This is a genomic window from Actinoplanes missouriensis 431, from assembly GCF_000284295.1.
Classification (GTDB): domain Bacteria; phylum Actinomycetota; class Actinomycetes; order Mycobacteriales; family Micromonosporaceae; genus Actinoplanes; species Actinoplanes missouriensis.
Window position 1 is genome coordinate 4314291 of sequence record NC_017093.1, and the last position, 23642, is coordinate 4337932.

The window sequence follows — 23642 nt, forward strand, 5'->3', positions numbered from 1 at the left end:
TTCGACCCTGGCGCGGTGATGTGACGATCGGCGCGCGGTCGCGCGCCAGCCAGATGACAGATTCGTGTCCCCGGCACAGGCGGCGACGTCTTCGTGGACCGGCCGATGTCACCCTGATCCGGGAGGCCGGCCGGGTGCTCAGCCGTGGCGGTGGTGCTTCTTCACGAACGTGTAGCCGGGCTCGAGGGGCTCGTCGATCTGCGCGGTCTCCATCGCCTTCTGGTGCAGCGACAACTGCCGCTCCGACGCGTGCGCGCCGGGCGGGAGCTTGCGGACGAAACCGCTGACCCAGTGCTCGCGGCGCTCGCCACCCCCGTCGCCGCCGAATCCCTCGGCCAGCGGGGCGGGCTCCACCAGGGGCGCATAGAAGAGCATCTCGGCGGTCTCCTCGCCGTCCATCGGGGGATAGGACGGGTGACCGGAAGCGGACAGGCTGCCGGTCACCCGGGTCACGTAGCCTTCCCGGATCAGCTGGTCGACGGCGTTCTTCAGCAGGAACGCCCCCTTGGCGCCGCGACCGAGACCGCTGGCGGCGGCGAGGCCGGACTCGGCGAACAGGGCGCTGCCGTCCTCGTAGACGCGGCCCTGGCGGCGTACCACGTTCAGCACCCGTCCGCGGTTGGAACGGCCGGGGTCGAACTCCTGGGTGACGGCGATCGGGTCGTACTCGTGGAAGTAGTCGATGCCGTCGATGCGCAGCGGCTCGTCGAGGGGCATGGTGCGCAGGTGGATCTCGTCCTTGGCGGGCTGCCAGGAGATCCTGATCAGGGTGCCGGGGTGGATGTCCGGGGGCCACGGGATGCCGCTGAGCTGCCACCCGCCGTGGTCCTCGGTGAGGCTGCTGACGACGGAGTCCCCGGCGGGCGGGCCGCCGTGCGGGCGGTGGTCGAGGACGACCGTGACGGCGTCCGGGTGGGGGATGCGCGGGGCGAGGTCGTCCGGCACCGGGCAGAGGGCGTCGGTGAGCTGTGCCCGCGTGAGGGCGAGCCGGCGGTTGACCGTCCGCATGGCGACCTCCTTTTCGCAGATGAAGATACCCGCACAGGCATTATCCTATCTTCCTAGGACGCCTCAGGGGTTATGTGCGTCCTCGCGCGCCGGCGAAACAGCATCAACTTCCGGCGTACGCCTCTCGGCCGAGCCTGATCAGATCGGGCAACTGGGCCGGCGGGTCGTCGCGCCACCAGGCGAGCCACACCTCGATCTTCGGGACGGCGCGGAGCATCCGGTACGCGACGCCGGGTCGCGGGTTCTGGTTGGCGGTCGCCTCGGAGGTGATGCCGACGGCCTGACCGGCGGCGATCAGGGTGAGCCACTCGTCGACGCCGTGGGTGGAGCGGATCGCGGCCGGTCCCTGGCCGGGCGGCCAGAGCCCCGGAGTGGTGGTGCCGGTGCGGGCGTCGATCGCGACGGTGTACCGGGTGAGGTCCTCGACGCGCAGGGTGCGGCGCCGGGCGAGGGGGTTGTCGGTGGCGATGGCGGCGCACCGGTTCTCCAGCCCGATCAGCGCGGTGCCGAAGCGGGGGTCGGCTAGGGGCGGGCCGAGGGGAGTGGCGAGCTGATCAGCGGGTGTCCCGGAGCCGGGGCCGGAAGACGCGCCGGGACCGGAAGACGCGCCGGGCCCGGAAGGCGCGCCGTCCCCGGCGACCGCGAGCAGGCCGCGGCGGAGCACCGCCACGTCGGCGGCGCCTTCGCTGAGGCCGGCGGTCGCGGTGTTGGACTGCACGAAGACCAGCGGCGCCCCGGTCCAGGCCCGCTGCAGGCGGCGGGTGTGTTTGCCGAGGGCGGCCCAGGCGTACCCGACACGCAGTTCGCTGCGGGACTGTTCGGCGACGCGGTGCAGGTGGGCCGTCTCGGCGAGGATCCGGCGGGCGCCGGCGAGGATCTGCTCGCCGGTCGGGGTGGGTGCGAGGTGCCGGGTGGTGCGCTGCAGGATGCGTACGCCGAGCGCGGTCTCCAGCGCGGCCACCGAGCGGGAGACCGCCGCCTGGGAGGTGCCGAGTTCGGCGGCGGCGTCGGTGAACGTGCCGGTGTCGACGACGGCGACCAGGGCGCGCAGGTGCCGCAGCTGTACATCCATGCGCTGAGCGTATAAGTCGGCCGTCTCGCGTATTTCCGTGCGCGGGTCGCCGGTGACCAGACTGGCGGCTGTGAGCGCGGATGTTCTGGAGCGGACGGCGGCCCGGCCGCGGTCGGGCCGGTCGCTGGCGGCGGGCCTGGCGACGATGGTGGGCAGCGCGGCGTCGAATCAGGTGGGCGCGGCGGTGGGCGCGCACGCGTTCGGCGTGATCGGGCCGGCCGGGGTGGTGGCGGTACGGCAGTTCGTGGCCGCGGCGGTGCTGCTGCCGGTGGCGCGGCCGAACCTGCGGCGGTTCACCTGGGCGCAGTGGTGGCCGACGCTGCTGCTCGGGCTGGTGTTCGCGACGATGAATCTGAGCCTGTACACCGCGGTGGACCGGATCGGGCTGGGGCTGGCGGTGACGCTGGAGTTCCTCGGTCCCCTCGCGGTGGCGCTCGCCGGGTCGCGGACGCGGCTGGACCTGGCGTGCGCGGTGGGCGCGGGTGCGGGTGTCTACGTGCTGGTGCTGCCGGGTGGCAGCAGCGACTGGTTCGGCATCGGGTCGGGTCTGCTCGCGGCGGTGTGCTGGGCCGCCTACATCCTGCTGAACCGGATGCTGGGCGCCCGGCTGCCGGGTCTGCAGGCCCCGGCCGCGGCGACGACGGTGTCGGCGCTGATGTATCTGCCGGTGGTCGTGGCGCTGGTCCTGCGGGGATCGTGGTCGTGGACCGCGGTGGCGTTCGCGGTGGGGGCGGGTGTGCTGAGCTCGGTGGTGCCGTACGCCTGCGATCTGGTGGCGCTGCGGACCGTACCCCCGCAATTTTTCGGGGTGGTGATGAGCGTCCACCCGGTGTTCGCCGCGCTGGCCGGGCTGGTGTTGCTGGGTGAGGTCCTGGCCGCGCACGAATGGACGGGCATCGCGGTGGTGGTGGCGGTGAACGTGGTCGCGGTGGTCGCCCATCGGGCGCGGTCGTTGTAGGTGTCGTTCGTGACTGCCGGGTCGGCCTTGGGCCATTACCGAGTGGGGCACCCGGCCGACGTTTGATCCGCCGGCGGGGTGGTTCCACAATCTGGTGGCGCAGCCGCGGGTGACCGTGGAGGACGGCGCGTTCACCTATGAGGCGACGGCCGCGGTGCTGACCGGGACCGAGCGGGACACGGTGTTCGCCCGCGCGGTGGAGCAGGACGCCGGGTGGGCGCAGTACGAGCGGGCGTCCGGCCGGGTGCTGCCGGTGGTGGCGCTGACCGCGATTCCGGGTCCGCCGCGGTTCAACGCGTCGACGCCGGGCGGCATGTTGCGGGTCGTGCACGACTGACCGGGCCGGTCTGGCGGTGCAGGTGGATCAGTTGATCGCCGAGCTGGAGTCGCATCTGGAGCACGAGGAGCGGGTGCTGATCCCGGTGCTGGACGGCTAAAGCCGGGGAAACTCGGACATATAGGGGCGCGGCGTGCGAGTATCCGCTGGTCTTCTGAGGAGGTCCCGTGCGGAAACCACGCCGTGCCCCGCTGCGTACCCGGCTCGCCGTCGTCGCCGGGAGCCTGCTGTTGCTGCCGGCGCTCGCCGCCGCGCCCGCCGTCGCCGGGCACGCCGAGATCGACGGGCCGCTGAACGTGCTGCTCGCCGGCATCGACCCGCGCGGCTCGCACCAGGCGCCGCTCGCGGACACGATCATCGTGCTGCACGTGCCGGCGAACCGGCAGGGGGCCTACCTGTTCTCGCTGCCTCGGGACCTGGTGGTGCGGATCCCGGCGTTCCCGAAATCGGGCAGCACCGCGCAGCGCGCAAAGATCAACGCGGCGATGCGGCTGGGCGCGCAGGCCGGTGCGGGCCGTTACGATCCGGCGCAGGGGCTGCAACTGCTGTCCACGACGGTCGGCCAGGTCACCGGGATCGGCGCGTTCGACGCCAGCGCGGTGATCGACTTCGGCGGGTTCAAGAACGTGGTGGCGGCGCTCGGCGGAGTCAGCATGGTGATCGACCAGCGGGTGGCGTCCGAGCACCGCAAGCCGGACGGGTCACCGCGCGATCGGGTGCCCCAGTGTCAGGGGCACGACGACTGCGCCCGGCCGTACACCGGACCGCAGAAGGTGTATCCGCCGAGCTCGACCCCGGTGCGGCTGCGCGCGTGGGAGGCGCTGGACTACGTCCGGCAGCGGTACGGCCTGCCGCACTCCGACTACGACCGGCAGCGGCACCAGCGGCAGTTCCTGACGGCGGTCGCCGGTCAGCTGCACGGGGCGGGCGCGGCCCGGCTGCGGTCGGTGCTGGGCGCGGCGAACGGCTCGCTGCGGTTCAACGGCGGCCGGCACACCCTCGCCGAGTGGGTGGCCGAGCTGCGCGAGATCGATGTGGCAGCGGTGACGACCGTCGGCCTGCCGGGGCGGCCGGTCTTCGAACGCGGGAAGTACCTCGGTGAGCGCCTCGACGCCTCCGGCTTCTTCACCGCGGTGAAGAACGACCGGGTGGCAGCGTTCCTGCTGGACCACCCGGGCGCCGTCACCCTGGACCGTTAGTGGCAGGGCACGCCGAGCAGGTGGCGGCCGTCGTGCATGAGCTCGTGCAGGTACATGCCGGACTGCGACAGGGCGCCCTGGTCGAACGCGACCAGGTAGGCCATCAGCAGCATGACACCGGTGACGGTGGCCGCGGCGGCGACGAGGCGCGGCGAGACGGCCGGAATGGCGGCGGTGGTGGGCGCGGATGCCTTGGGCACGGCGAATCAACTCCTACGGGATGACGCGTCCCGATCGATGGGGCCTGCGACGCGTGAGCGTCCTGACTCACGGCACCCTGGGCGGATGTCGTTCACAGTGGCGCGACCGCACCGGGTTCTCACCGGTTTCCCTCGCGACGCCGCAGTTTCGGTTCCCTCAACCTAGTGTCCGCGGCGTCCCGCGCACAACCACGGCGGTGGGCACGCCAGGCGTTCCGCACCCGCTGCCCCTGGGGTACGGGTGAGCCAGTGCCCAAGTTCTCCTCGTGCTCGGGTTGGCGTCTCGCGCTCCCCGGGGTTCGCAGATCTTGGAACGGGGCTGCCGCGTATGCGAGTGCTCAACTGCGGCGTGCCCGGCGTACCGAGGGCATGCCCCCCGTCCAGAGCTGACGCGGCTCAGGCGAACCAGGTGAGCGCCTGGCCGTGCGGGCGGGCCCAGCCCTTCGCGGCGCCGTCGAGGGCGACGACGTTGTGCAGGGCGCCGTCCGGTGGCGCGGGGAGCTGACCGAGAGGGATCACGCCGGGCGCCTCCACCGAGATCCAGTGGCCGGGGAGGTCGCGGACCAGCGCGGCGAACCGCTCCCGGCGCGGCGGCGGGACCTGGTAGAGCACCGATGTGTGGAAGACGACCAGGGTGGCGTCCCGCGGCGCCTGGGCGGCCAGGGCGGGCAGGTCGTCGACGAGGTCGCCGCGGGTGAGCGGGGGCTGCGCGGCGAGGGCGGCGGCCTGGTGCAGGCGGTCGCGGCGCTCGTGGTGTTCCGGCCAGATCAGCGCCTCCAGCCAGGCCCGGTCGTCCGGGTCGGTGATGGTCAGCGGATTGCGGTCCAGGCCGGCCCGCCAGGCGATCTCGGGCAGTCGCCGCGGGGCGGGTGTTCCGGTGAGCGCGCAGGTCAGCACGGGTTCGTCAGCGCCGATCCGGTGACCGTCGTAGTCGTAGCCGTACCGGTCGGGGTAGAGGTTGAGGCCGGCCGACGCGCCGACCTCCAGCAGGGCGAGCGGCTGCGGCAGGGCGGCCAGGATCGGCAGCAGCAGCGCGCAGCGGCCGATCTCGTTGGTCTGGGTGGCGCGGGTCAGCAGACCGGTTCGGATCGCCGGCCAGTGGGCGACGGCGTAGTCGTGGAACGCCGCCGGGTCGCCGACCGGGCCGCCGAGCCGGCGCACCACGGCGAAGAGCAGGTTCGGCTGCCGTTTCGCCGGCGGGACCGTGCCGAGCAGCTCCAGGATCTCCGGGTCGGCGGCGACAGCGGTGGCGAGGCGGTCGTAGGCGGGGGAGACCCCGCGGGCCTCGCGGGCGGCGAACTCGGCATAGATCGACGGGGTCGTCACCCCGGTGATCGTGGCACAGGGCCACAATGGCCGGATGCGGATCCGAGCGGCCCACGACGGGGAACTGGCGGCGCTGCGGGAGATCGAGCAGGCCGCCGGGGAGGCGTTCCGGGAGATCGGCATGCCGGAGATCGCCGACGACGAGCCGCTGCCGGTGGCGGTGCTCGCCGGGTATGCGGCGGCCGGCCGGGCCTGGGTCGCCGTGGACGACGCGGACCGGCCGGCCGGCTACCTGATCGCCGACGAGCTGGACGGGCACCTGCACATCGAGCAGGTGTCGGTGCATCCGGCGCACGCGCGCCGGGGGATCGGCCGGCGGCTGATCGACCACCTGCCCGGGACGCTGACGCTGACCACGTTCGCCGCCGTCCCGTGGAACGCGCCCTATTACCGGCGGTGCGGGTTCGTCGTGCTGGCCGACGGCGAGCTGACCCCGGCGCTGCGGGCGGTCCGGGAGCGGGAGGCGGCGCACGGCCTGGACCGCTGGCCGCGGGTCTGCATGCGCCGCTGATCAGGTCGCGGCGGGGTGTGGCGTTCGCATCCGCCGGACCGCGAGGATGATCACCGGCACCAGCACGAGGTGGCAGATCGCCAGGGCCGCCGTGCTGGCCGTGTCGAAGTCGGCGGCAAGCGTCATGAGCGGGACCGTGGCGACCGCCAGGAACGGGCCGGCGATCAGCGCGGCCGTCGCCACCCAGCCGGCCCGGGGTGCCAGCAGCGCGACGACCGACAGGCCGAGCAGCAGGGGCACCGCGCTGAACCCGGCCACGGTGAGTGCGTCAACCTCGGCCGGCTCGCCCCGCGAGGTGAACCGGTAGGTGGCGCCGGCGGCCCGGCCGATCGCGTACACCACGAGGTTGAGCGCGACCGCGGCGGTGACGCCGAGCGCGACCACCGCGGCCCGTCGCGGCTCAGGCATCGGTCCGAAGAGCGTCGGTCCGCTGGGCATCCCGGGTCCGGCGGGTCAGGAACGCCTCGATCCGGTCGAACGCGCCGGCCCAGACCTCGCCGACGAAGAAATCACGGACCTCCGGTACGGGGAAGCCGCTCTGCACCACCGTCATCAGCGTCCCGCCGTCCCGGGCCTCGAAGGTGATCTCGATGCGGGTCTGCATGGTCATGCCGTCCGGGCTCGACCCGGTCGAGTCCGTGACCAGCCGGTGCGGGCGGTCGATCTCGACGAACGTCTGCGTCTCCCGGAACAGCGCGTCCGGGCTGGGACCCCAGACCGCCGTCTGGGTGCCGCCGACCCGCAGGTCGACCTCGATCTCGACGATGCCGGGCTCCTCGTCGAGGATGCTGAACCAGATCTTCTGCTTCTCGGCGTCGGTGTACGCGTCGAAGACCTCCTCCGGTGTGGCCGGCAGCTGCCGCGTCATCCGCATGTCGAAGCTCATTCCCGGGGTCCTTTCGGGTCGTCCGATGGGTGTGTCTCGTCCTGCTGCGGTCCGCCGCGGAGGGTGAGGAAGACGTCGAGACCGTCCAGCCGGCGGGCCCAGAGGCGCTGGTAGAAGGCGATCCACGCCATCGCCTCGTCGAGCGGCGCGGTGGCGAGGCGGCACATTCGGGTGCGCCCCACCTTCTCGGTCACGATCAGGCCGGCGTCCTCGAGGACGCGCAGGTGTTTCGTCATGCCGGTCAGGGTCATGCCGGTCGGCTCGGTGAGCTCGCCGACGCTGGCCGGGCCGTCGCCGAGGCGGATCAGGACACCGCGGCGGACCGGGTCGGCCAGGCACGCGAAGACCCGATCGAGAGTGTCTTTCTGAACCATAAGGTTCAGCATATGACACTGAGCCGACGGGTTCAATGTCATGGGAGAAAACGGCGGGGCCCGCGATCGGGCCCCGCCGGCGTTGCGGTGACTACTCCGGTTCCCAGGCGATGAGCTGGTCGATGACCCGGCGGTCACCCTCGACCTTCAGGGCGTCGAGCGGGATCCGGCAGTAGAAGAGCAGCACGATGTCGCTGGCCGTGCCCTCGACGGACGCGTCGGCCGCCTCGGCCGGATGGCGGGTGCTGTCGGTGTTGCGGGCGCCCTCGGCGGAGAGGAACAGTCGCCAGGACCGGCCCTCGGTGGCGTGGTGGTCGACCGTGGCCGGCTCGTGCGGCCAGGGGACGGTCGTCGCGGCGCAGGTGGCGAGGAACTCGTCGACGCCGTCGAGCGCGACCTCCTCGGGCAGCGGCTGCGGCGCGCCCGCGGTGAGCTGCGCGTCGTAGGTGTGCACCGCGATCTCCTGCAACTGGTGGCGGGCCGCGGCGCCGGTCGTCTCCGGCGACTGCGATCGGCCCCACCACGACCAGCAGCCGCGGTCCGGGCCGGCCTCGCGCAGGGCGTCCACCAACTGCCGTGCCGACGCGTCCCACCAGTCCAGCAGCGCCGCGCGGTCCCGCGGGGCCGGGCTCTCCCAGACCGGCTTGGACGGGGGAGCGCCGGCCGGGCCGGCGGCGACGATCGCGGCCCACTTGCGGCGGCCCTCACCCAGGTGCTGCGCCAGGTCGAACAGGGTCCACCCGGGACAGCTCGGCACCAGCGCGTCGAGGTCGGGGGCGGCGGCGATCGCGGCCCGGAACGCGGCGGCCCGGTCGTCGATCAGCCGGAGCACGTCAGAGTATTCCATCGGGGCTGTCTACCACCGGCCGTCGACATCGGACAGCGAATTATCGGGGCCCGTCCGCTCTCCGGGCCCGCAGCACGCAGGTCAGCATCGGGAGGGTGAACTCGCCGTCGGCGGTCTCGGGGCGGCTCGCCAGGAACGCACGGATCCGGTCGAGGGCGGCCTGCCGCTCGTCCGCCGGCATCACCAGCATCCCGGCCCGCGTCCCCAGCGTCGCCACCAGGGAGTCCGCGGTGCGCGGCTGTCCGTGCTCGAACGTGGCCTGCTCCGCCGCCGTGAACAGCTCGCCGGGCAGCGCGATGCCGGCCGCCTCGACCCGCCAGCTGTCCGGCGTGTCCCGCGGGCCGATCGCCGCGCTGCCGCTGACCCGGGCCAGCCCGGCCACCCAGTCGATCCGGTCGTCCACGACGTTCCAGAGTCCGGCCACGACACCGCCGGGCGCGAGGACGCGGGCGATCTCCGGCCCGGCGGTGCCCATGTCGAACCAGTGCATGGCGTTGCCGGCCAGCACCGCGTCGACCGAGCCGTCCGGCAGCGGGATCGACTCCGCGCCGCCGGCCAGCGCCGGCACGTCCGGCAGCTCCCGGCGCAGCTCGGCCAGCATCGCCGGGTCCGGTTCGACGGCGGTGACGGCGCCGCCGGCCGCGCGGATCGTGGCGGTGAGCTTGCCGGTGCCCGCCCCGAGATCGAGCACGCGCGCGCCCGGCGCGGTGTCGAGGATCCAGCGCACGGCGGCCTGCGCGTAGTCCGGGCGGTGTGCGGCGTAGGCGGTGGCCGCCCTCCCGAAGGAGGAGGCCAATTCCTGTTCGTCCCGTTTCATGCGGTCACCCTAGGGTCGCGCCGCAAACCTGCCGCCGTTCTTCGGCGCGCCTATCCGGTCGGGGACGGTTCTGGGGGCGTACCCCGGTGGAGGAAGCGCAACCGGACGCCGTGCTGGACCAGACCGGCGAGGCGGGCCGCCGCCAGGGGTCGCGTCGCGGCCGGAATCCGCTGCCAGCGGGGAGGGACCGCGGCGTGGTAGAGCGTCGGACCGCCGAGCGCCGCGTGCGCGGCCCGCAGCAGGTCGGCGCCCACCTGCGGATCGGCGTCCAGATCGAACCACTCCAGCCAGGGGCGGCCGGCCGCGCCCGGCGGCAGCACCCAGGCGGCGCGGCCGACCACCCGATCGCCGCGCAGCGCGACCCAGGTACGCTCCGGGTGGTAGCCGCCCGTGGCGACGCCGTCGAGGTAGCCGGTGCGGGGCAGCTCGGGCAGCGGGTCGGGCATCGACGTGAAGAGACTTTCCTCGCCCGCGGTAAGCGGGCGGATGACCAGATCGGACATGGCGGGAACCTCCGGCAGCGAGCGCCCCGGTCAGACCCGCGAGGACGCCGGGACGCGGGAGGGGCGCAGAACATCGGACATGGTGTTCTGACCTCCTTCCGGCTCACGGCGTGCCCCGGAACCTATCCGACGAGAGCTCGCCCGAGCAATCGTGCGATGGAACGCGCGCGTGTTCTGCTTGGCCCGGGCGTCCGGCGTGCCTAGTCTCAGTCGGATGTCCACACAGATCAGCGACCTGCTCGACATGGCCGCGCCGGCGGTGAGCCCGGTGGTGCACGGGGTTCGCGACGAGCAGTTGCCGGCCGCGACGCCCTGCGCCGACTTCACGGTGCACGCCCTGCTCGGCCATCTGCTCCAGGTGACCACCAACTTCCAGGCCCTGGCCCGGCACGCGGACGCCGACTGGAGCCCGGGACCGGACCGGGTGACCGGCGACTGGCGGGACGGTTTCGACCGTGACCTGGCCGCGCTGCGTGAGGCGTGGTCGGTGCCGGAGGCGGTGGAAGGGGTGTCGGCCGGGATGGGGCTGCCGCAGCGCACCGTCGGGCTGATGCTGGTGGTTGACCTGGTGGTGCACGGCTGGGATCTGGCGGCCGCGACCGGGCAGAGTCTGCGGGTGCCGGGACCGCTGCTCACGGTGACCGGGGAGTTCCTGGAGCAGATGGCGGACAAGGGGCGGGCGATGGGGGCGTTCGGTCCGGCGGTGACGCCGCCTGACGACGCGGACGAGTGGGAGAGGATGCTCGCGATGACCGGCCGGGATCCGCGCTGGAGCGGTGCCGCTTAGCGTGTCGTTCCACCGGGCGATTTCTCGCCTGAGAGCGGGACGCGCGCTCACGGCTCAGCGCATCCGACCGTCCTCGGAGCGCCATGCCGTGACGCTGGTGATCAGCACTGTGGACCGGCTGGACCGGCCGGCTGTCAGGGCTGTCCGAGCACCCTGCTGACAGCACTGGTAGCCGGCTCGTCTGGTCCGGCTGGTGACCAGTGCTGTTGGGCGTCCGCGTTGTCCGCGCTGAGAGCCAGCCGGCATCGGCGCTTCCAAGATCCGCGAGCGCCGGGGCCGGCTGAACCCGACCGCGATGTGTCAGGGATAGATTTTCTCCTTGTTCGCCAGCATCGCGACGAATTTCTCGATGCGCTGGGCGCGCGTCTCGGCCTTTTTCGCGCTCTGGACGCGATAGAGCACCGCGTACCGGTTCTTGCTGTCCAGGGTGGCGAAGAACTCCGCCGCGTCCGGGTCCTCGTCCAGGGCGGCCTGCAGGTCGTCGGGCACGGTCATCTTGCTCTGCGACGCGTACGCCGCCTCCCACCGGCCGTCCGCCTTGGCGGCGTCGACCTCCCGTTGCCCGGAGGGGTGCATCAGGTCCGCCGCGATCAGCCGCTCGACACGGTCGCGGTTGGCCTGGGACCAGGGACTGCGCTTGGTACGCGGGGTGAACCGCTGCTGCCAGTACTGGTCGTCGATCTTGTCGCGCTGGCTGTCGATCCATCCGAAGCAGATCGCGCCGTCCAGCGCTTCGGCGTAGGTGATGCTCGATACCTCGGTCGCCTTCTTGGCGATCTTGACCCAGACGCCGGGGCTGTTCTCATGATGCTCAGCCAGCCATTGACGCCACTGGCCGGCATCCTGGAAGAAGACAACGGGCTCACTCATGGTGCCGATCAAAGCAGATAGCCGCCCCGCCACGCAGGAGCCCGTCTCCACTTTCGATCGCCCTCCCATGGCGCTCCGTCACATAGCGGCACGTCAACATCGTGCGCCGGCGCGTAGCCCTGTCCCGATGCACCGTCCACTGTCGGAAGGTGTACAGCCGACCGATCGCGCCGCCCCCGCCAGCCGGTCCGGCGGCACCAATGCTCACTCGGTGGGGGCCGAGGTGCCATCGAGGGCCGTAAGCGTTTCCGAGGACGTCGGATAAACGCGTCTGGCCCATTCTTAGCGTCGCCGCGATCTCCGTTTCCATAGGCTTGTCACAACGACGCCCAGCAGGAGCAGAAATCGCTGTGAACGGCACAATCATGCCGCCAGATGGACCGGCCGGCCGGCAAATTGCTCCACTCGAGTGATCCCGGCGCCTGACCCCGCGACGAGAGATGCCCCGCCCGGTTGGCTGGGCGGGGCATCTCTCGTCAGGGCGGATCAGCCCATCGTGGTGATGCAGAACGGGTAGCCCGCCGGGTCGAGCAGAACCGTCCACTTGCCCGCGCCGGGCTGCTCAGCCGGCTTGGTCGCACCCAGGGCGAGCAGTTCCGCCTCGGCCTTGTCCAGGTCGGCGACGCTGAAGTCGACGTGCACCCGGCTGTCCGCCTGGGGCCACGACGGGGCCGCGAAATCCTCGGATTTCACAAATCCCATTCGCATTCCGTTCTGGCCGCCCAGATAAGCGGCGGTCTCGCTGCTGAACAATTTCTGCCAGCCGGTCGCCTGGGCGTAGAAATCGGCCAGCGATTCCGGGTCCGGGCAATTGAACGTGATGGCTCCGGGCTCAGCGATCGCGGTCATGTTTCACCTCTCGCGTGATACTGCTACGGACTGATGCCCACCTTTGCATATCGGCGGCGGCCGTGCAGCCCGGTGCCGGTGCCGATTCGCGCCCACGACTTCAGCCGCAAGCCGGCGATCTTCGACGCCGCCCACAGCGCGGTAGCCCAATCAGTCGCCGTCCGGAAGCCCTTTTCCTAGAGTCCTAGGATGCCTTACGAGCAGTGCGGCAAGCCGCACCAAGAACCCCGGAGGACGGCTACGCCGACCAGACCACGGAGCCGTTTGAACGTCACTGTGGGCACGCGTGGTCGACGGTGGATTTCGGGTCCGCGAGTTTCGACACCACTGCGCCGAAGCGCCCGGATCTACGGCTATTCGCGGTGAACCTGTTCCAGGTCGAGGAGGTAGCCGACGGTGGTCCAAGCGGCGTTGTAGCGGAGGTCGGCGTACTGGATGACCGCGGCATCTTGGCCACGCCCCTGGATAAGGCGGCCTTTGCCTGGTTTGCCGTCCAGACGGACGGCCCGGCGGACAAGCCATGTTCGTACGGCGTGGCGTAGCAGGTCAGCCTCAGGTTCATAGGCCCCGGTCTCGTACGGTTCAGCGATGCTGAGCTGGCCGCGCACACGCGTCCAGGTGCCCGGCTCCGGAACCGGTGCAGCTGGATCCGAGGCGCCTTCCCGGTACACCCCGGAGGTCGGGAGGCCGGGCGGCGGCCCGGCGTCAGCCTCGCTGACATAGATTCCGAGACCGTCGACGTCGAGCATCCATCCGGCGGACCAGACGGTGCTTTCGATGGCGACAGCCTGGCCGACCAGGTCGTAGACGCTGCGGTTATCGGGGTGTGTGTGATCACCAGGCGTTGAGGTCACCGATGGCCGATGGTCGCCATCCTTGCTCACTTGGCTACGGAACCGGCAGAACAGGGCCAGAGGCATCTCGACCATGCCGCCGACCTCGGCGGTGAATCCGTCGCTTGCCACTACGTGGTCGGGAACGAAGACATCGCGCCACAGCATGTTCACTCTGCGATCTTCCCGCGTCGTGTCAACGGAGATCGAAGCCGGCCTCCTGCGGTTCTCGCAAGGTTGCCCCCTGGGAGCCGGTCAGCGACCGGCCCGCTGTCGCCCTCGGTACAGTCCGCGGATGCCGCTCGTTGACGAATTGGTTCAGGTCGCCGCGACATCAAGCGGTTCCCTCGTCCGCCTGAGTGTGGGCCGAGACCGGTATGGCCCGGTTGCGGCGCTGCTGCTCGCCAACGGCTGCGTCAGCGTGCGCGATGGCTGCGATCACGGCTATGAGGTGACCATCTTCGGGGGAGAAGAGATCGTCGCGGCGGGGCGCACCTCGTACCCGGCGGACATAGCCGGCACGATGCTCGACTGGCAGGAGGGACTGTCGGCGCACGATCTATGCCGGCGTTACCGATACCTCCACGCCGTCGACCTGCCAGGCAACGCCGAGGCGATATGGCATCTGCTGATCGACCACGGCGAGGAGTATCTCCGTCCGCTGGTCAACGCAGCCCGGCGGAATCCGACACTACGCGGTCTGCGCCCATGGGTCAGCCACGGAACTTTGCATCTGCTCTCGCCCCGAGAACCCTTCGACGCCGTCCACCATGGCCTTGCCTTCCATCCGTACAGCGACAACCTGTTCCAGCTCAACGTCTACGACGGCCCTCTGGGCCCTCCTGAGTCGCTGGCGGCCGTGGTCGCCCGGGCCGCTACCGCAGCCGAGACCTGGTGAGTGTCGATGCCCGACGCGGCGGATCCGGACGCGACTCGACAGCGATGAGAGACTGCTGCGGAGCCGGGCCAGGGGCCGTCGCTCCTGCATTCAGGTCGACGACGTGGACGCCAGTTACCGAGCCGCCCAACCGGCGACTGACCATCGCGCGCGAGCCGTGGCGGCGTTCTGCGGCCGAGGGGCCGGGCGCCAAGCCCGACCTGGTCGGCGCTGCCGGGTGGCGGGCACAGCTGAGTTCCACTACGTCGCTGATGGCCCGGACCGTCCTTTATCCTAGAATCCTAGGATGGCTTACGGGCAGTGCGGCAAGCCGCACCCGAAACAGAAAGGACGGCTTCGCCGACCAAACCATAGAAACCCGGCCTGAAACTGTCGGTGCCGGCCGCTACGGTGTGCGGCCATGAAGGACCCCCACGAATTCATGGCCGCGTTTCGCGGTACGGCGCTCGACGGGCACATGGTGGAGGAGGGGCCGGCCGGCATCTTCGTCGTCGAGGGCCTCGACAGCACCGCCTTGCTGCCGCTGTGGCATGCGGCCAGGGCGGCGGTGCCGGTGACGGGTCGCTGGCCGGTCATCACCGGCCTCGAAGACACGGTCGACCTGGACCGCGAGCCCGCGCCGGAGGAGTGCGCGGCGTTCGCGGCCGCGGCGCAGACCTTGGATCCGTGGGCGGTCTTCTCCGAGCGCCCCGACTTCGAGGCGTGGCAGGTCAGCAGTTACCTCGACGCCTGTCTGGGCCCGGATGCGGGACGGCGCGACGATCCGCGGCTGGGCGGGATCACCCGGCGCGGACTCGACCGCTGGGTCTACGACCAGATGCTCGCCGACCCGGTCCTGGCCGGCCGGGGCATCGCGCGCGGGGCGATGCTCACCAGCACACGGGGCTGGCACGCGGAGACCGACGCCCAACTGGTGCTGCTGCCGACGCCGGCGCAGTGGCTCACCCCGCTGTGGCTGAGCTATTACGGGGCGGGCCGTGACCGCGAGTCGCTGGGTGCGGCGATCCTGGAGTGGGAGCAGCGCTGGGGTGCGCAGCTGGTGGCGTCGTGGGGGACCATGCTGCAGTTCCTGGCCTCGCGTCCGCCGTCCGATTCGGAGGATGCGTGGGGGCTCGCCGGTCAGTTGATGGCTGTTGGCGGGAGCCTGCAGCACGAGCAGTGGGAGCTGGCGCTGGCTTTGCCGCGCGGTGAAGCCTGGTTCCTCCACTGCCGCCCGTGACTTCGCCGGCCCGAACGCCGCGTGCGACCCTGGGTCGCCGTTGTCGGCGACGAGAAAGACGGCCCGCACGCCGTCGATCGCCGGAAGGCCTGCGCGGGCCCCAGCCCAGACGGCGAGCGGTCAACCTTCCATGCTCGAACGTGAGGAAGCGCTCCGGATCTGTCACGTCCCCAGGATGCCGGACCGATCGGCGGCCGGGAGACCGGTCATGACGGTTGCTGGGGGTTCAACGCGCCGTGCAGGAGGAGGTCGACGAGTTGTTCGACCGTGACGGTGGTGTCGCCGGGCGCGGTGTGGCGCGAGCGGCCGAAGAACAGGTTCAGCACCGCGTCGGCCAGGCTGCCGGCCGGCAGCCTCAGCTGGTCCTGGTCGGGTTCGATGAGTTCCAGCACGGCCTGCCGGGTAGCCGCCTGGGCCGCGTCGCGCCCGCGCGGCCGGGAGCCGGCGGCTGCCGGGGCCGGCCGGCTGGTGCCGCCGGTTGCCCGGCTGGTGCCCCCGGTGGCGTGGAGGGCGCCGATGACCGCGCCCATGCGGGTCAGGTGTGCGTCGAGGGCGTGCACCGCGTCGGTGAGGCGGTTGGCCAGCGGCTGCTCCAGGGGGATGGAGTGCAGTTCTTGCAGCACTTGAGAGGGATCCATGGCTGCGGTGACGCAGGCCTGCAGGACGGCGTTCTTGTCGTCGAAGACGCGGAAGATGGTCGCTTCGCCGATGCCTGCGGCTCGGGCGATCGTGGCGGTCGTGACGGCGGCGCCGAGTTCGGCGACCAGCGGCAGTGCCGCCTGCACGATGGTGTCGCGTCGTTGGTCGGGGGTCATGCCGGGCGCGCGGCGCCGGTCCGGTGTCGTGGTCATACGCCGCACGTTACGGAGTGAGTGCTCACTCCGTCAATGGGAGCTGATTGCCGCCATTGAGGACGGGAGGTGGCCTGAACTGTTCCTAGCGTGGTCCACATGACGAACAGCGAACCGTTCCGTGTCGACATCCCGCAGTCGCAGCTGGACGATCTGACGGCCCGTCTGGCGAACACCCGCTGGCCGGACGAGTTGCCCGGGGTGGGGTGGAGCCGCGGTGTTCCGGCCGGGTATCTGCGGGAGGTCGCGGAGTACTGGCGTGACGGCTTCGACTGGCGGGCGCAGGAAGCGGCGATCAACGCGTACCCGCAGCATCTGGTCACCCTTGACGGGCAGAACCTGCACTTCCTGCATGTGCGCTCGCCGGAGCCGGATGCCACGCCGCTGCTTCTGCTGCACGGGTGGCCGGGTGGGGTGGTGGATTTCCTCGACGTGATCGGCCCGCTGACCGATCCGCGCCGTCACGGCGGTGATCCGGCGGACGCGTTTCATCTGGTGATCCCGTCGCTGCCGGGGTTCGGGTTCTCGACGCCGCTGGCGGGACCGGGGATGAACGCGTACCGGATGGCCGGGATCTTTGCGCAGTTGATGGCTTTTCTCGGGTATGGCCGGTACGGCGTGCACGGCTACGACTGGGGGGCGTGGATCGCGGCGCGGGTGGGCCGGCGGGATCCGGGGCGGGTGGCCGGAGTGCATGTCGCGGCGCTGGTGACGGTTCCGGTGGGCGAGGCCGGTGAGCTGGACGGTCTGAGCGCGGTGGAGCAGGGCCGCTGGGAGCGGATGCAGAACCACAACGACGCCTACTTCCAGTGCAACAGCAAACGACCACAGACCATCGGGTACGCCCTGACCGACTCCCCGGTCGGCCAGCTGGCGTGGATCGTGGAACTGTTCAAGGAGCTCACGGATCCGGTGGAGGGGCTGCCGGAGCAGAGCATCGACCGTGACCGGATCCTGACCGACGTGTCGATCTACTGGTTGACGGGCACCGCGGCGTCGGCCGCGCAGGTCTACTACGAGGAGATGTCGGCGGGCTCGCCTGCGATGAACGGGCGGGGGAGCGTACCCACCGGGGTGCTCGTCTCCGCCCACGACGTGACGATCCGGCGGTGGGCCGAACGCGACCACCACGTCGTGCACTGGTGCGAGCTGGGCCGGGGCGGGCACTTTTTGGCGATGGAGGCCCCGGACGCGCTGGTCGCCGACATCCGCACGTTCTTCGCGAAGGTGCGTCAGGGGTTCACGGTCAGTGTCGACCGGGCCAGTTCGTAGGCGGGCAGCACGTCGGCGTAGTCCTTGGTGGTGAACGGCATCAGCACGACGATGACGGTGCCTTTCGGGGTGTCCAGGGAGAACGCCGTGTACCGGGTGCTGGCCTTGGTGGCGATGGTGCGGCGGTTCCAGGTCACCTCGGCGGCCGGCGTCCCGGCGATGGTCAGGTCGCGGTATTTCGCGGCGCGGACCTCGTACTTCACCTCGTCGAGCGGGCCGAGGGTGTCGGTGTGGACGTACACCTTGAGGTTGTCGCGCGGGTTGCCGGCGCCGATGTCGGAGAAGTAGACGCGGACGAACCCGTCGACGCCGGCGGGTTTGCCGTTCACCGAGCAGATCGTGTCGAACGGGCCGGTGCGGAACATGCCGGCGAGCACTTTGTCGCTGATCGTGGAGACGTCGATGGCCTTGGTGGTCCAGCCGTCGGCGATGTCGAACGTGACCGGGAGATCGCACTGGCTGTCGTCGCCGGGCGGCGCCGTGGAGGGGCCGGCAGCAGAGGGGCCGCCGGCCGGAACCGACGTGGCCACCGCGCGCTGGGCCGGCGGCCCGGCGCTGCACCCCGTCACAAGCATGATCATCAGGGCGGCGCCGGCGGTCTTCATATTCACAAGGTCCGAAGTGTAGACAGCCTTCGCATCGCCGTGTGGACGGCCGCCTCGGCGGCGGGCAGCAGCGGCAGCCGGACCGCCGGGCTGGGGATCCGGCCATGCGCGTGCAGCACCCCCTTGATCACGGTGGGGTTCGGCTCGGCGAACAGGGCGGCCGACAGCCGGGCGAGCCGGTGGCTCGCGACCGCGCGTGGCCGTCCCGCCAGGCGGCGGCGAGCGCGGCGAACTCCTCCGTGGCCAGATGCGCGGAGGCCGCGACGGCGCCGTGCGCGCCGAGTGCCAGCATCGGCGCCAGCAGCGTGTCGGTGCCGGCGAGCACGGCGAACCCCGGTGGCGGGTCGGTGAGCAGGTCGACCGCGTCGGCGTCGAGGGCCTCGGGGGCGTATTTGATCCCGATGACGGCGTCGATCGCGGCGAGCCGGCGGATCGCCGCGGCGGACAGCTGCTGCCCGGTGCGCTGCGGCACGTGGTAGACGACCAACGGCACCGGGCTCACCGCCGCGAGCGCGGCGAAGTGGGCGATCACGCCGTCCTCACCGGGCCGCACGAACGGCGGCACCAGGCACAACGCGGCGGTCACCGCAGGGAATCCGGCGAGCGCCCGCAGCTGATCGGCGGTGGTGGCGCCGGCCACGAGCGGCACGTCCTGCCGCAGGCACACCGCGTTCAGCACGCCGAGCACGGCATCGCGTTCGGCAGCGTCCAGCGCGCCGGCCTCGGCGGTGGTGCCGAGAGCCACCACCCCGGCAGCGCCGGCACGCACAACCTCAGAAGCAAGTTCCTTCAGTACGCCGTGAGCCACCGCCCCGGCCGGGTCGAACGGAGTGATCAACGGGACGTGCACACCGGTCAGCATCATGACCCTCAGCCTGCCGAGGGGAAACCGTAAGATCCAGTTCCGATTCCTTCGCCTGTCCGTAAGGGAAGCTGATGCTCGACGTCCGGCGGCTGCGGCTGCTCACCGACCTGGACCGGCTCGGCACGATCGCGGCTGTCGCGGCCGTCCACGCGTACACGCCGTCGGCGGTGTCCCAGCAGCTGGCGGCACTGGAACGCGAGGCCGGGGTGGCGCTGCTGCAGCGCACCGGCCGCCGGGTGCGGTTCACGGCGGCCGGGCGGGTGCTGGTCCGGCACGCCGCGGTGGTGCTGAACGCCATGGAGGAGACCACCGCGGCGCTGGCCGCGGTCGCCTCAGAACCGACCGGCCTGGTACGCGTCGGCGCCCACCCCACCGCTGTCCGTACCGTGCTGCCGGCGGCGCTGGTCGCCCTCGGCCGCGACCATCCCGGGCTGGAACTGTCGGTCAGCGAGCTGGATCCGATCGCGGTGCCCGCCGCGCTGCGCGACCGGCGGCTCGACGTCGCGCTGGTGCAGGACTACGACGTGGCGCCCGCCGCCGCCGACCCGATGCTGGAGTCGGTGGCCCTGCTCGACGAGCGGGTGTACCTGGCCGTCGCGGCGGACGCGCCGATCAGCGACCTCGCCGGCACGCGCGACACCGCGTGGATCCTGTCCACACCCGGGACGCTGTGTCACGAGGCCGCTCTGCGGGTCTGCCGGGCCGCCGGTTTCATCCCGCGAGCGCGTCACCACATCGACGACTTCGACGCCGTGCTCGCCCTGGTCGCCGCCGGCCAGGGGGTCGCGCTGGTGCCCGAGCTGGCAGCGGCGCCGAGACCCCAGGTCAGCCTCATCGACGTGCCGACCCGGCGGCGCACCCGCATCGGGTATCGCCGGGGCGCCGCCGCGCACCCCGCGGTCGCGGCCGTCGTCACCGCACTACGCGCATCCGCCGCGGCGTTCGAGCTCGTGCAGGTTTCGGTCCGACCGCCGGTCAGCTCTACAGATATCGCCGGCCGGCCTCGGTGATGTGGGCGACCAGGTGAGCGTGAGAGGCGTTGGAGGTCCATCTCTCGACGCGTCGGCTCTCAGCAAGAAGTTCGTCACCCCGAACGGGTCGGCCCCGTTCCCACGGTTCCGGCCAGCTCTCGAAACGCCGCACCTCGATGAAGCCGCGGGCTACCAAGGAGACAAGGCCCGCGCCGCAGACCTCGGCAACCCGCTGCCGTGAGGGCGCCTCGGGCCATCCGATCTCCCCGAGGGGCAGGGGGGAGTCCTCCAGGTCTTCGAGCACGATGTGTTCCCCGACGTCGAGTCCCTGATCGTCCATGGCGTGATTCTGCCGGGCCTGAGCCACCCTGACGTGGGTCTTGTCCGTCGTTCAGGGAGGTGAGGCGCCGGCCAGGTTGTCGGCGATGTTGATAGCCGGGTCAGGTGGAGGGGTTGTGCCAGGGCATCTGCCCGGAGTCCGGGCCGGACGCCCGGTGGCGTGGCTCCGAAAGGGGCGTCCCGGATCCGGAGCCGTGGGCGAAATCCCAGGAGAATCGTTCTGACAGAACCGTCAGTCGCCGAAGCGGCCGGCCAGTAGATAGGCGCCGTGGTTGTCGAGCTGGTCGCGGCGGCGGTCGTAGCGGCGGGTGGTGCGCGGGTCGGCGTGGCCGGCGAAGTCCTGGGCGCGGCGCAGGTCGCCGCCGGTGGCGTCGAGGATCTCGGTGATGGCGGTGTGCCGCAGGGAGTGCGGGCTGAGCGCGCTCGCCGAGGCCAGGCCGGCGCGGCGGGCGAGCCGGCGGATCAGCCGGTGCACGTAGAGCTCGTAGAGCGGCAGGCCGGTCGGGGTGAGGAACAGCGGGCCGTCGGCAGGGGTGCCGCGTTCGGCGAGCATCTGGTCGATGGCGTGCGACAGCGCCGGGGGCAGCGGGACGCGGCGGCGGCGTCCGCCCTTGACGGTCAGGTTGAGGACCCGGTGGCCGCGGTCGGCGCCGAGGTCGGTGATCCGGGCGCCGATCGCGGAGCCGACGCGCAGGCCGGCGACGAGCAGCAGCAGGATCAGGGCGTGGCTGGTGAGGCCGTCGGCGCGGGCTTCGGCGAGCAGCCGGTCGGCTTCGGGGCGGTCGAGGCCGACGGTGCTGCTGTCGTCGGGGTCGATGCGGGGCCGGGCGGCGGCCTGGGCCGGGTTGTAGGCGATCAGCGGTTCCGGGTCGGCGGCGGTGTTGACAACCAGGTAGTCGTACCAGGACGCGACGGCGGACAGCCGGCGGGCGATCGTGGACTCGGCGGCGGGTTTGCCGCGGGCACCGGTGGCGCGCTGCTCGACGATCCAGGCGTCGAGGTCGGCGGGGCGGGCGGTGAGCGGGTTGCGGCCGGTGGCCGCGCACCAGTCACCCCATTGCCACAGATCCCGGCGGTACGCGGTGCGGGTGTGGACGGACCGCTGCCGGCTGAGCCACATGGTGGTGAGCTCGGCGAGCCGGGTCGGCATCGGTGTCGGGAGCGCCGGTGCCCAGGTCGTTTCGGCCACGACGAGTTCGTCTGTCACGCTGTTCTGGCTCCGTGAGGCTGGCAAAGGTTCAACTCTCCGAACTGGGGTTCGCCAGTTGCTGGTTCGGGCAGCGCTGCGTCTCCATGGATGACCTCCACGTTCCTTGCCCCAAGCAGCCTACAAGCGCGGCGAGTGGGCGATCCTGTACGCCTGCCTGAAGTGCTGGGCGTGGTGAACGGGAGGCGATGAGCATGTCGGATCATCTGATGAAGGCACTCTGCGGGACGGCACTCGCCCTCATCGCCGGAGCATGGTTCGGTGCGGTCGCGGGCGCGCTTTCCTGGCACCTGAACGCGCCCGCCCTCCCCGATCGGGCGTGGGGGCAGCAGTTCGCCTCCGAGATCTTTCCGGAGGCTCAGCAGGTGCGGGTCGATCTCATTCCTGAGGTCGCCCAGTACGAAGAGGCCGGAACGCAGGAGGAGCGTCTGGGTTTCTTCCTCTTCGGCGGGGACGACTACTATCCCGGACAACTGATCGTGACAGCCCGGGTGAATGCGCCGCGCGAGGTCATCGCCGGTGTCGGTCCGCTCCTGCAGCGGGCCGGGTGGACGGTCGGCTCGCACACACCCGGGGAGGATGTGACCGCGGCGTCGGACGACCTGACGCTGTGGGTGACCGACGTGCAGCCGGACGGGGTCGAAGTCTCCGTCTATCGCCAGACGCCGGCGGCCGTGCGGTGGGCCACCGGAACGGCGTGGCTGACCGGAGTCCTCCTTGGCGCTCTGCTCGGTGCGCGCCGGGGCCGGAAGGCACGGGCGCGTTCCCGGGCGACGTCGTTCTTCGCCCTGGGTGCGGCGCTCTCCCTGCCGGCGGCGATCATCACCTCGGCAACCCTGGTGGCGCACGTGTTCACCGCAGACGACACGTACCCGCTCATCCCGTGGGAGGCGTACATGTACGCCATCCTCCGGCCACTGGCGATACTCGGCTTCGCGGCGCTCTGCGTCGCAGCAGTGTTGATCGTAAAAGAACGCGGAAAAGCCCGGACGGCTCCCGCTGAACCCATGGTCACGAACTGACGGACGCCGCCTGCGAGGCCGGGAGAGACACCCTCTGCCGGCCTGGTATCTCGCCGTGGTGGCCTCCCTCCGCACGGAACCTGTCCCCACCTGCTTCACGGTGTTATTACGAGTTGCCCATGACGCAATCGGCGGCGCTGGGGGCCGGGCGAATGCCTCGCGCCGCACCAGGTGACGAAGCGCCGGAGGTTGCCGGTGCAGGCGCGGCTGGTGCGCTCTCGGGCACCGCTCAGCGCAGCCGGTCCCGGGGCGTTCGACGATAGCTTCCACCGCGGAACCCGGACAGCCACGACGAGCTCGTCTGTCACGCCGACAATCCGGGTTGAAGGATAACGGTCATTATTTTACGCCCCGCTGAGCGGCCGTCCGACCGTACCGATTAATGGTTTGTAATTATCAGTAATTCGATAATTAACGGGGGCGACCGTCCGGGCAGTGCGTCGTTTGCCGGGTAGTCCGTATCCGGCGAAGGAGTGTTCCCTGTGTCGTCCCCCCGTCTCGCTGCCGTCACCTGGCCGCTGTTCCGCGTCGTCGTCGGCCTGCTGTTCGCCTGCCACGGTCTGGCCGGCCTGTTCGGCGTGTTCGGCGGCAGCCACGGCACCGGCCACGGCGTGCCCGTCGGTGCCTGGCCCGGCTGGTACGCCGCCGTGATCCAGCTGGTCTGCGGCCTGCTCGTGCTCGTCGGGCTCTCCACCCGGCCGGCCGCGCTGCTCGCCTCCGGCTCGATGGCGTACGCGTACTTCGTCGTCCACCAGCCGGGCGGGCTGCTGCCGATCGAGAACGGCGGCGTCACCTCGGCCCTGTACGCGTGGGCGTTCCTGCTGATCGCGGTCTCCGGCGCGGGCCGGTGGTCCGCCGACGCCCTGATCGCCGCCCAGCAAGACAGGCCCGCGGAAGACAAGACCGCGGGAGACAGCACCGCGGGAGACAGGACTGCGGAAGACCGGACCTCCGTGACCACGACATCGGTGAAAACGAGATCCATTTGAGTGAGGGGGGACATGCGCGGGTAGTCG

General features: G+C 71.3%; 29 protein-coding genes and 1 riboswitch. Of the genes, 11 read left to right on the plus strand and 18 right to left on the minus strand.

The features are described from left to right. Positions 1-138: 138 nt before the first annotated feature. Together AMIS_RS20100 and AMIS_RS20105 are read right to left on the minus strand one after the other, a co-directional pair. Positions 139-1008, minus strand: a complete 870-nt coding sequence (locus AMIS_RS20100) for a hypothetical protein (RefSeq protein WP_014444198.1) — start codon at positions 1006-1008, stop codon at positions 139-141. 103 nt (positions 1009-1111) lie between these two features. Further along, positions 1112-2080, minus strand: a complete 969-nt coding sequence (locus tag AMIS_RS20105; RefSeq protein WP_014444199.1) for a LysR family transcriptional regulator — start codon at positions 2078-2080, stop codon at positions 1112-1114. A 70-nt stretch (positions 2081-2150) separates the two neighbouring features. Between AMIS_RS20105 and AMIS_RS20110 the strand changes: the two genes are divergently transcribed. The 3 genes from AMIS_RS20110 to AMIS_RS20120 all read left to right on the plus strand — a co-directional run bounded on the left by AMIS_RS20110 (position 2151) and on the right by AMIS_RS20120 (position 4574). Then, positions 2151-3038, plus strand: coding sequence for an EamA family transporter (locus tag AMIS_RS20110; protein ID WP_014444200.1), 888 nt, complete (start codon positions 2151-2153; stop codon positions 3036-3038). A gap of 34 nt (positions 3039-3072) precedes the next feature. Continuing rightward, positions 3073-3375 (plus strand): nitroreductase family deazaflavin-dependent oxidoreductase, encoded by a 303-nt coding sequence (locus AMIS_RS20115; protein WP_269447731.1) that lies wholly within the window; start codon positions 3073-3075, stop codon positions 3373-3375. A 167-nt stretch (positions 3376-3542) separates the two neighbouring features. Further along, positions 3543-4574: an LCP family protein gene (locus tag AMIS_RS20120; protein WP_014444202.1), complete on the plus strand. Its 1032-nt coding sequence runs from the start codon at positions 3543-3545 to the stop codon at positions 4572-4574. Here the strand turns inward: AMIS_RS20120 and AMIS_RS20125 are convergent. Together AMIS_RS20125 and AMIS_RS20130 are read right to left on the minus strand one after the other, a co-directional pair. Further along, the gene (locus AMIS_RS20125; RefSeq protein WP_014444203.1) at positions 4571-4774 is read right to left on the minus strand and encodes a CbtB domain-containing protein; all 204 of its coding nucleotides are present in this window, start codon (positions 4772-4774) and stop codon (positions 4571-4573) included. The genes AMIS_RS20120 and AMIS_RS20125 overlap by 4 nt on opposite strands. Positions 4775-4831: 57 nt before the next feature. Then, positions 4832-4905: riboswitch (cobalamin riboswitch) on the minus strand. A gap of 265 nt (positions 4906-5170) precedes the next feature. Beyond that, positions 5171-6100, minus strand: a complete 930-nt coding sequence (locus tag AMIS_RS20130) for a DUF2332 domain-containing protein (RefSeq protein ID WP_014444204.1) — start codon at positions 6098-6100, stop codon at positions 5171-5173. A 34-nt stretch (positions 6101-6134) separates the two neighbouring features. On the opposite strand from AMIS_RS20130, the gene AMIS_RS20135 reads away from it, so the two are divergent. Then, entirely contained in the window at positions 6135-6611 is a 477-nt protein-coding gene (locus AMIS_RS20135) for a GNAT family N-acetyltransferase (protein WP_014444205.1), read from the plus strand. Here the strand turns inward: AMIS_RS20135 and AMIS_RS20140 are convergent, their stop codons facing one another. From AMIS_RS20140 to AMIS_RS20165, 6 genes are all read right to left on the minus strand, one after another. Next, complete coding sequence (locus tag AMIS_RS20140; protein ID WP_014444206.1) at positions 6612-7019, minus strand: DUF6069 family protein; 408 nt, start codon at positions 7017-7019, stop codon at positions 6612-6614. After that, entirely contained in the window at positions 7012-7497 is a 486-nt protein-coding gene (locus AMIS_RS20145) for an SRPBCC family protein (protein WP_014444207.1), read from the minus strand. The genes AMIS_RS20140 and AMIS_RS20145 overlap by 8 nt, the downstream gene beginning before the upstream one ends. Then, positions 7494-7871: an ArsR/SmtB family transcription factor gene (locus AMIS_RS20150; protein ID WP_051042077.1), complete on the minus strand. Its 378-nt coding sequence runs from the start codon at positions 7869-7871 to the stop codon at positions 7494-7496. Before AMIS_RS20150 ends, AMIS_RS20145 begins: the two co-directional genes overlap by 4 nt. A 91-nt stretch (positions 7872-7962) precedes the next feature. Beyond that, the gene (locus AMIS_RS20155) at positions 7963-8718 is read right to left on the minus strand and encodes a maleylpyruvate isomerase family mycothiol-dependent enzyme (protein ID WP_014444209.1); all 756 of its coding nucleotides are present in this window, start codon (positions 8716-8718) and stop codon (positions 7963-7965) included. Positions 8719-8758: 40 nt separating this feature from the next. Then, positions 8759-9535, minus strand: a complete 777-nt coding sequence (locus AMIS_RS20160) for a class I SAM-dependent methyltransferase (RefSeq protein ID WP_014444210.1) — start codon at positions 9533-9535, stop codon at positions 8759-8761. 50 nt (positions 9536-9585) lie between these two features. Next, complete coding sequence (locus AMIS_RS20165; RefSeq protein ID WP_014444211.1) at positions 9586-10038, minus strand: hypothetical protein; 453 nt, start codon at positions 10036-10038, stop codon at positions 9586-9588. Between the two features lie 214 nt (positions 10039-10252). Between AMIS_RS20165 and AMIS_RS20170 the strand changes: the two genes are divergently transcribed. Further along, positions 10253-10825 (plus strand): TIGR03086 family metal-binding protein, encoded by a 573-nt coding sequence (locus AMIS_RS20170; RefSeq protein ID WP_014444212.1) that lies wholly within the window; start codon positions 10253-10255, stop codon positions 10823-10825. A gap of 300 nt (positions 10826-11125) precedes the next feature. On the opposite strand, the gene AMIS_RS20175 is transcribed toward AMIS_RS20170, so the two are convergent. The 3 genes from AMIS_RS20175 to AMIS_RS20185 all read right to left on the minus strand — a co-directional run bounded on the left by AMIS_RS20175 (position 11126) and on the right by AMIS_RS20185 (position 13551). Continuing rightward, entirely contained in the window at positions 11126-11695 is a 570-nt protein-coding gene (locus AMIS_RS20175) for a YdeI/OmpD-associated family protein (RefSeq protein ID WP_014444213.1), read from the minus strand. 486 nt (positions 11696-12181) lie between these two features. After that, complete coding sequence (locus AMIS_RS20180) at positions 12182-12544, minus strand: VOC family protein (protein WP_014444215.1); 363 nt, start codon at positions 12542-12544, stop codon at positions 12182-12184. Between the two features lie 353 nt (positions 12545-12897). Next, on the minus strand, positions 12898-13551 hold the full coding sequence (locus tag AMIS_RS20185; protein WP_041829930.1) for a hypothetical protein: 654 nt from the start codon (positions 13549-13551) through the stop codon (positions 12898-12900). 121 nt (positions 13552-13672) lie between these two features. Between AMIS_RS20185 and AMIS_RS20190 the strand changes: the two genes are divergently transcribed. Beyond that, positions 13673-14275, plus strand: coding sequence for a hypothetical protein (locus AMIS_RS20190; protein WP_014444218.1), 603 nt, complete (start codon positions 13673-13675; stop codon positions 14273-14275). Between the two features lie 400 nt (positions 14276-14675). Beyond that, positions 14676-15494, plus strand: a complete 819-nt coding sequence (locus tag AMIS_RS20195) for a DUF4253 domain-containing protein (protein WP_014444219.1) — start codon at positions 14676-14678, stop codon at positions 15492-15494. A gap of 206 nt (positions 15495-15700) precedes the next feature. Here AMIS_RS20195 and AMIS_RS20200 read toward each other — a convergent pair whose 3' ends face one another. Continuing rightward, positions 15701-16345 (minus strand): TetR/AcrR family transcriptional regulator, encoded by a 645-nt coding sequence (locus tag AMIS_RS20200; RefSeq protein ID WP_014444220.1) that lies wholly within the window; start codon positions 16343-16345, stop codon positions 15701-15703. 99 nt (positions 16346-16444) lie between these two features. Here AMIS_RS20200 and AMIS_RS20205 point away from each other — a divergent pair, with 99 nt between their 5' ends. After that, positions 16445-17617: an epoxide hydrolase family protein gene (locus AMIS_RS20205; RefSeq protein ID WP_014444221.1), complete on the plus strand. Its 1173-nt coding sequence runs from the start codon at positions 16445-16447 to the stop codon at positions 17615-17617. On the opposite strand, the gene AMIS_RS40680 is transcribed toward AMIS_RS20205, so the two are convergent. Together AMIS_RS40680 and AMIS_RS20215 are read right to left on the minus strand one after the other, a co-directional pair. Then, a complete protein-coding gene (locus AMIS_RS40680) occupies positions 17578-18222 on the minus strand; it encodes a lipoprotein (RefSeq protein WP_014444222.1) in 645 nt (214 codons plus the stop codon). The genes AMIS_RS20205 and AMIS_RS40680 overlap by 40 nt on opposite strands. A 127-nt stretch (positions 18223-18349) precedes the next feature. Further along, entirely contained in the window at positions 18350-19087 is a 738-nt protein-coding gene (locus tag AMIS_RS20215; protein ID WP_014444224.1) for a dihydrodipicolinate synthase family protein, read from the minus strand. A 71-nt stretch (positions 19088-19158) separates the two neighbouring features. Here AMIS_RS20215 and AMIS_RS20220 point away from each other — a divergent pair, with 71 nt between their 5' ends. Beyond that, positions 19159-20097 carry a LysR substrate-binding domain-containing protein gene (locus AMIS_RS20220; protein ID WP_014444225.1) on the plus strand — a complete coding sequence of 313 codons (939 nt, stop codon included), beginning with the start codon at positions 19159-19161 and terminating at the stop codon, positions 20095-20097. Here the strand turns inward: AMIS_RS20220 and AMIS_RS20225 are convergent. Continuing rightward, complete coding sequence (locus tag AMIS_RS20225; RefSeq protein ID WP_157434946.1) at positions 20069-20398, minus strand: hypothetical protein; 330 nt, start codon at positions 20396-20398, stop codon at positions 20069-20071. The two genes, AMIS_RS20220 and AMIS_RS20225, sit on opposite strands and share 29 nt — an antisense overlap. A gap of 231 nt (positions 20399-20629) precedes the next feature. Next, positions 20630-21604 carry a tyrosine-type recombinase/integrase gene (locus tag AMIS_RS20230; RefSeq protein ID WP_014444227.1) on the minus strand — a complete coding sequence of 325 codons (975 nt, stop codon included), beginning with the start codon at positions 21602-21604 and terminating at the stop codon, positions 20630-20632. A gap of 365 nt (positions 21605-21969) precedes the next feature. On the opposite strand from AMIS_RS20230, the gene AMIS_RS20235 reads away from it, so the two are divergent. Together AMIS_RS20235 and AMIS_RS20240 are read left to right on the plus strand one after the other, a co-directional pair. Continuing rightward, a complete protein-coding gene (locus AMIS_RS20235; protein ID WP_157434947.1) occupies positions 21970-22626 on the plus strand; it encodes a hypothetical protein in 657 nt (218 codons plus the stop codon). A 482-nt stretch (positions 22627-23108) separates the two neighbouring features. Next, complete coding sequence (locus AMIS_RS20240; RefSeq protein WP_014444229.1) at positions 23109-23615, plus strand: DoxX family protein; 507 nt, start codon at positions 23109-23111, stop codon at positions 23613-23615. Positions 23616-23642: the final 27 nt, after the last annotated feature.

What these genes read in the sequence shown, in the direction of transcription:
- AMIS_RS20100 (WP_014444198.1), bottom strand. Translation starts at nt 1,008, where the DNA reads ATGCGGACGGTCAACCGCCGGCTCGCCCTCACGCGGGCACAGCTCACC.
- AMIS_RS20105 (WP_014444199.1), bottom strand. Translation starts at nt 2,080, where the DNA reads ATGGATGTACAGCTGCGGCACCTGCGCGCCCTGGTCGCCGTCGTCGAC.
- AMIS_RS20135 (WP_014444205.1), top strand. Translation starts at nt 6,135, where the DNA reads ATGCGGATCCGAGCGGCCCACGACGGGGAACTGGCGGCGCTGCGGGAG.
- AMIS_RS20140 (WP_014444206.1), bottom strand. Translation starts at nt 7,019, where the DNA reads ATGCCTGAGCCGCGACGGGCCGCGGTGGTCGCGCTCGGCGTCACCGCC.
- AMIS_RS20145 (WP_014444207.1), bottom strand. Translation starts at nt 7,497, where the DNA reads ATGAGCTTCGACATGCGGATGACGCGGCAGCTGCCGGCCACACCGGAG.
- AMIS_RS20150 (WP_051042077.1), bottom strand. Translation starts at nt 7,871, where the DNA reads ATGGTTCAGAAAGACACTCTCGATCGGGTCTTCGCGTGCCTGGCCGAC.
- AMIS_RS20155 (WP_014444209.1), bottom strand. Translation starts at nt 8,718, where the DNA reads ATGGAATACTCTGACGTGCTCCGGCTGATCGACGACCGGGCCGCCGCG.
- AMIS_RS20160 (WP_014444210.1), bottom strand. Translation starts at nt 9,535, where the DNA reads ATGAAACGGGACGAACAGGAATTGGCCTCCTCCTTCGGGAGGGCGGCC.
- AMIS_RS20165 (WP_014444211.1), bottom strand. Translation starts at nt 10,038, where the DNA reads ATGTCCGATCTGGTCATCCGCCCGCTTACCGCGGGCGAGGAAAGTCTC.
- AMIS_RS20170 (WP_014444212.1), top strand. Translation starts at nt 10,253, where the DNA reads ATGTCCACACAGATCAGCGACCTGCTCGACATGGCCGCGCCGGCGGTG.
- AMIS_RS20175 (WP_014444213.1), bottom strand. Translation starts at nt 11,695, where the DNA reads ATGAGTGAGCCCGTTGTCTTCTTCCAGGATGCCGGCCAGTGGCGTCAA.
- AMIS_RS20180 (WP_014444215.1), bottom strand. Translation starts at nt 12,544, where the DNA reads ATGACCGCGATCGCTGAGCCCGGAGCCATCACGTTCAATTGCCCGGAC.
- AMIS_RS20190 (WP_014444218.1), top strand. Translation starts at nt 13,673, where the DNA reads ATGCCGCTCGTTGACGAATTGGTTCAGGTCGCCGCGACATCAAGCGGT.
- AMIS_RS20195 (WP_014444219.1), top strand. Translation starts at nt 14,676, where the DNA reads ATGAAGGACCCCCACGAATTCATGGCCGCGTTTCGCGGTACGGCGCTC.
- AMIS_RS20200 (WP_014444220.1), bottom strand. Translation starts at nt 16,345, where the DNA reads ATGACCACGACACCGGACCGGCGCCGCGCGCCCGGCATGACCCCCGAC.
- AMIS_RS20205 (WP_014444221.1), top strand. Translation starts at nt 16,445, where the DNA reads ATGACGAACAGCGAACCGTTCCGTGTCGACATCCCGCAGTCGCAGCTG.
- AMIS_RS40680 (WP_014444222.1), bottom strand. Translation starts at nt 18,222, where the DNA reads ATGAAGACCGCCGGCGCCGCCCTGATGATCATGCTTGTGACGGGGTGC.
- AMIS_RS20215 (WP_014444224.1), bottom strand. Translation starts at nt 19,087, where the DNA reads ATGATGCTGACCGGTGTGCACGTCCCGTTGATCACTCCGTTCGACCCG.
- AMIS_RS20220 (WP_014444225.1), top strand. Translation starts at nt 19,159, where the DNA reads ATGCTCGACGTCCGGCGGCTGCGGCTGCTCACCGACCTGGACCGGCTC.
- AMIS_RS20225 (WP_157434946.1), bottom strand. Translation starts at nt 20,398, where the DNA reads ATGGACGATCAGGGACTCGACGTCGGGGAACACATCGTGCTCGAAGAC.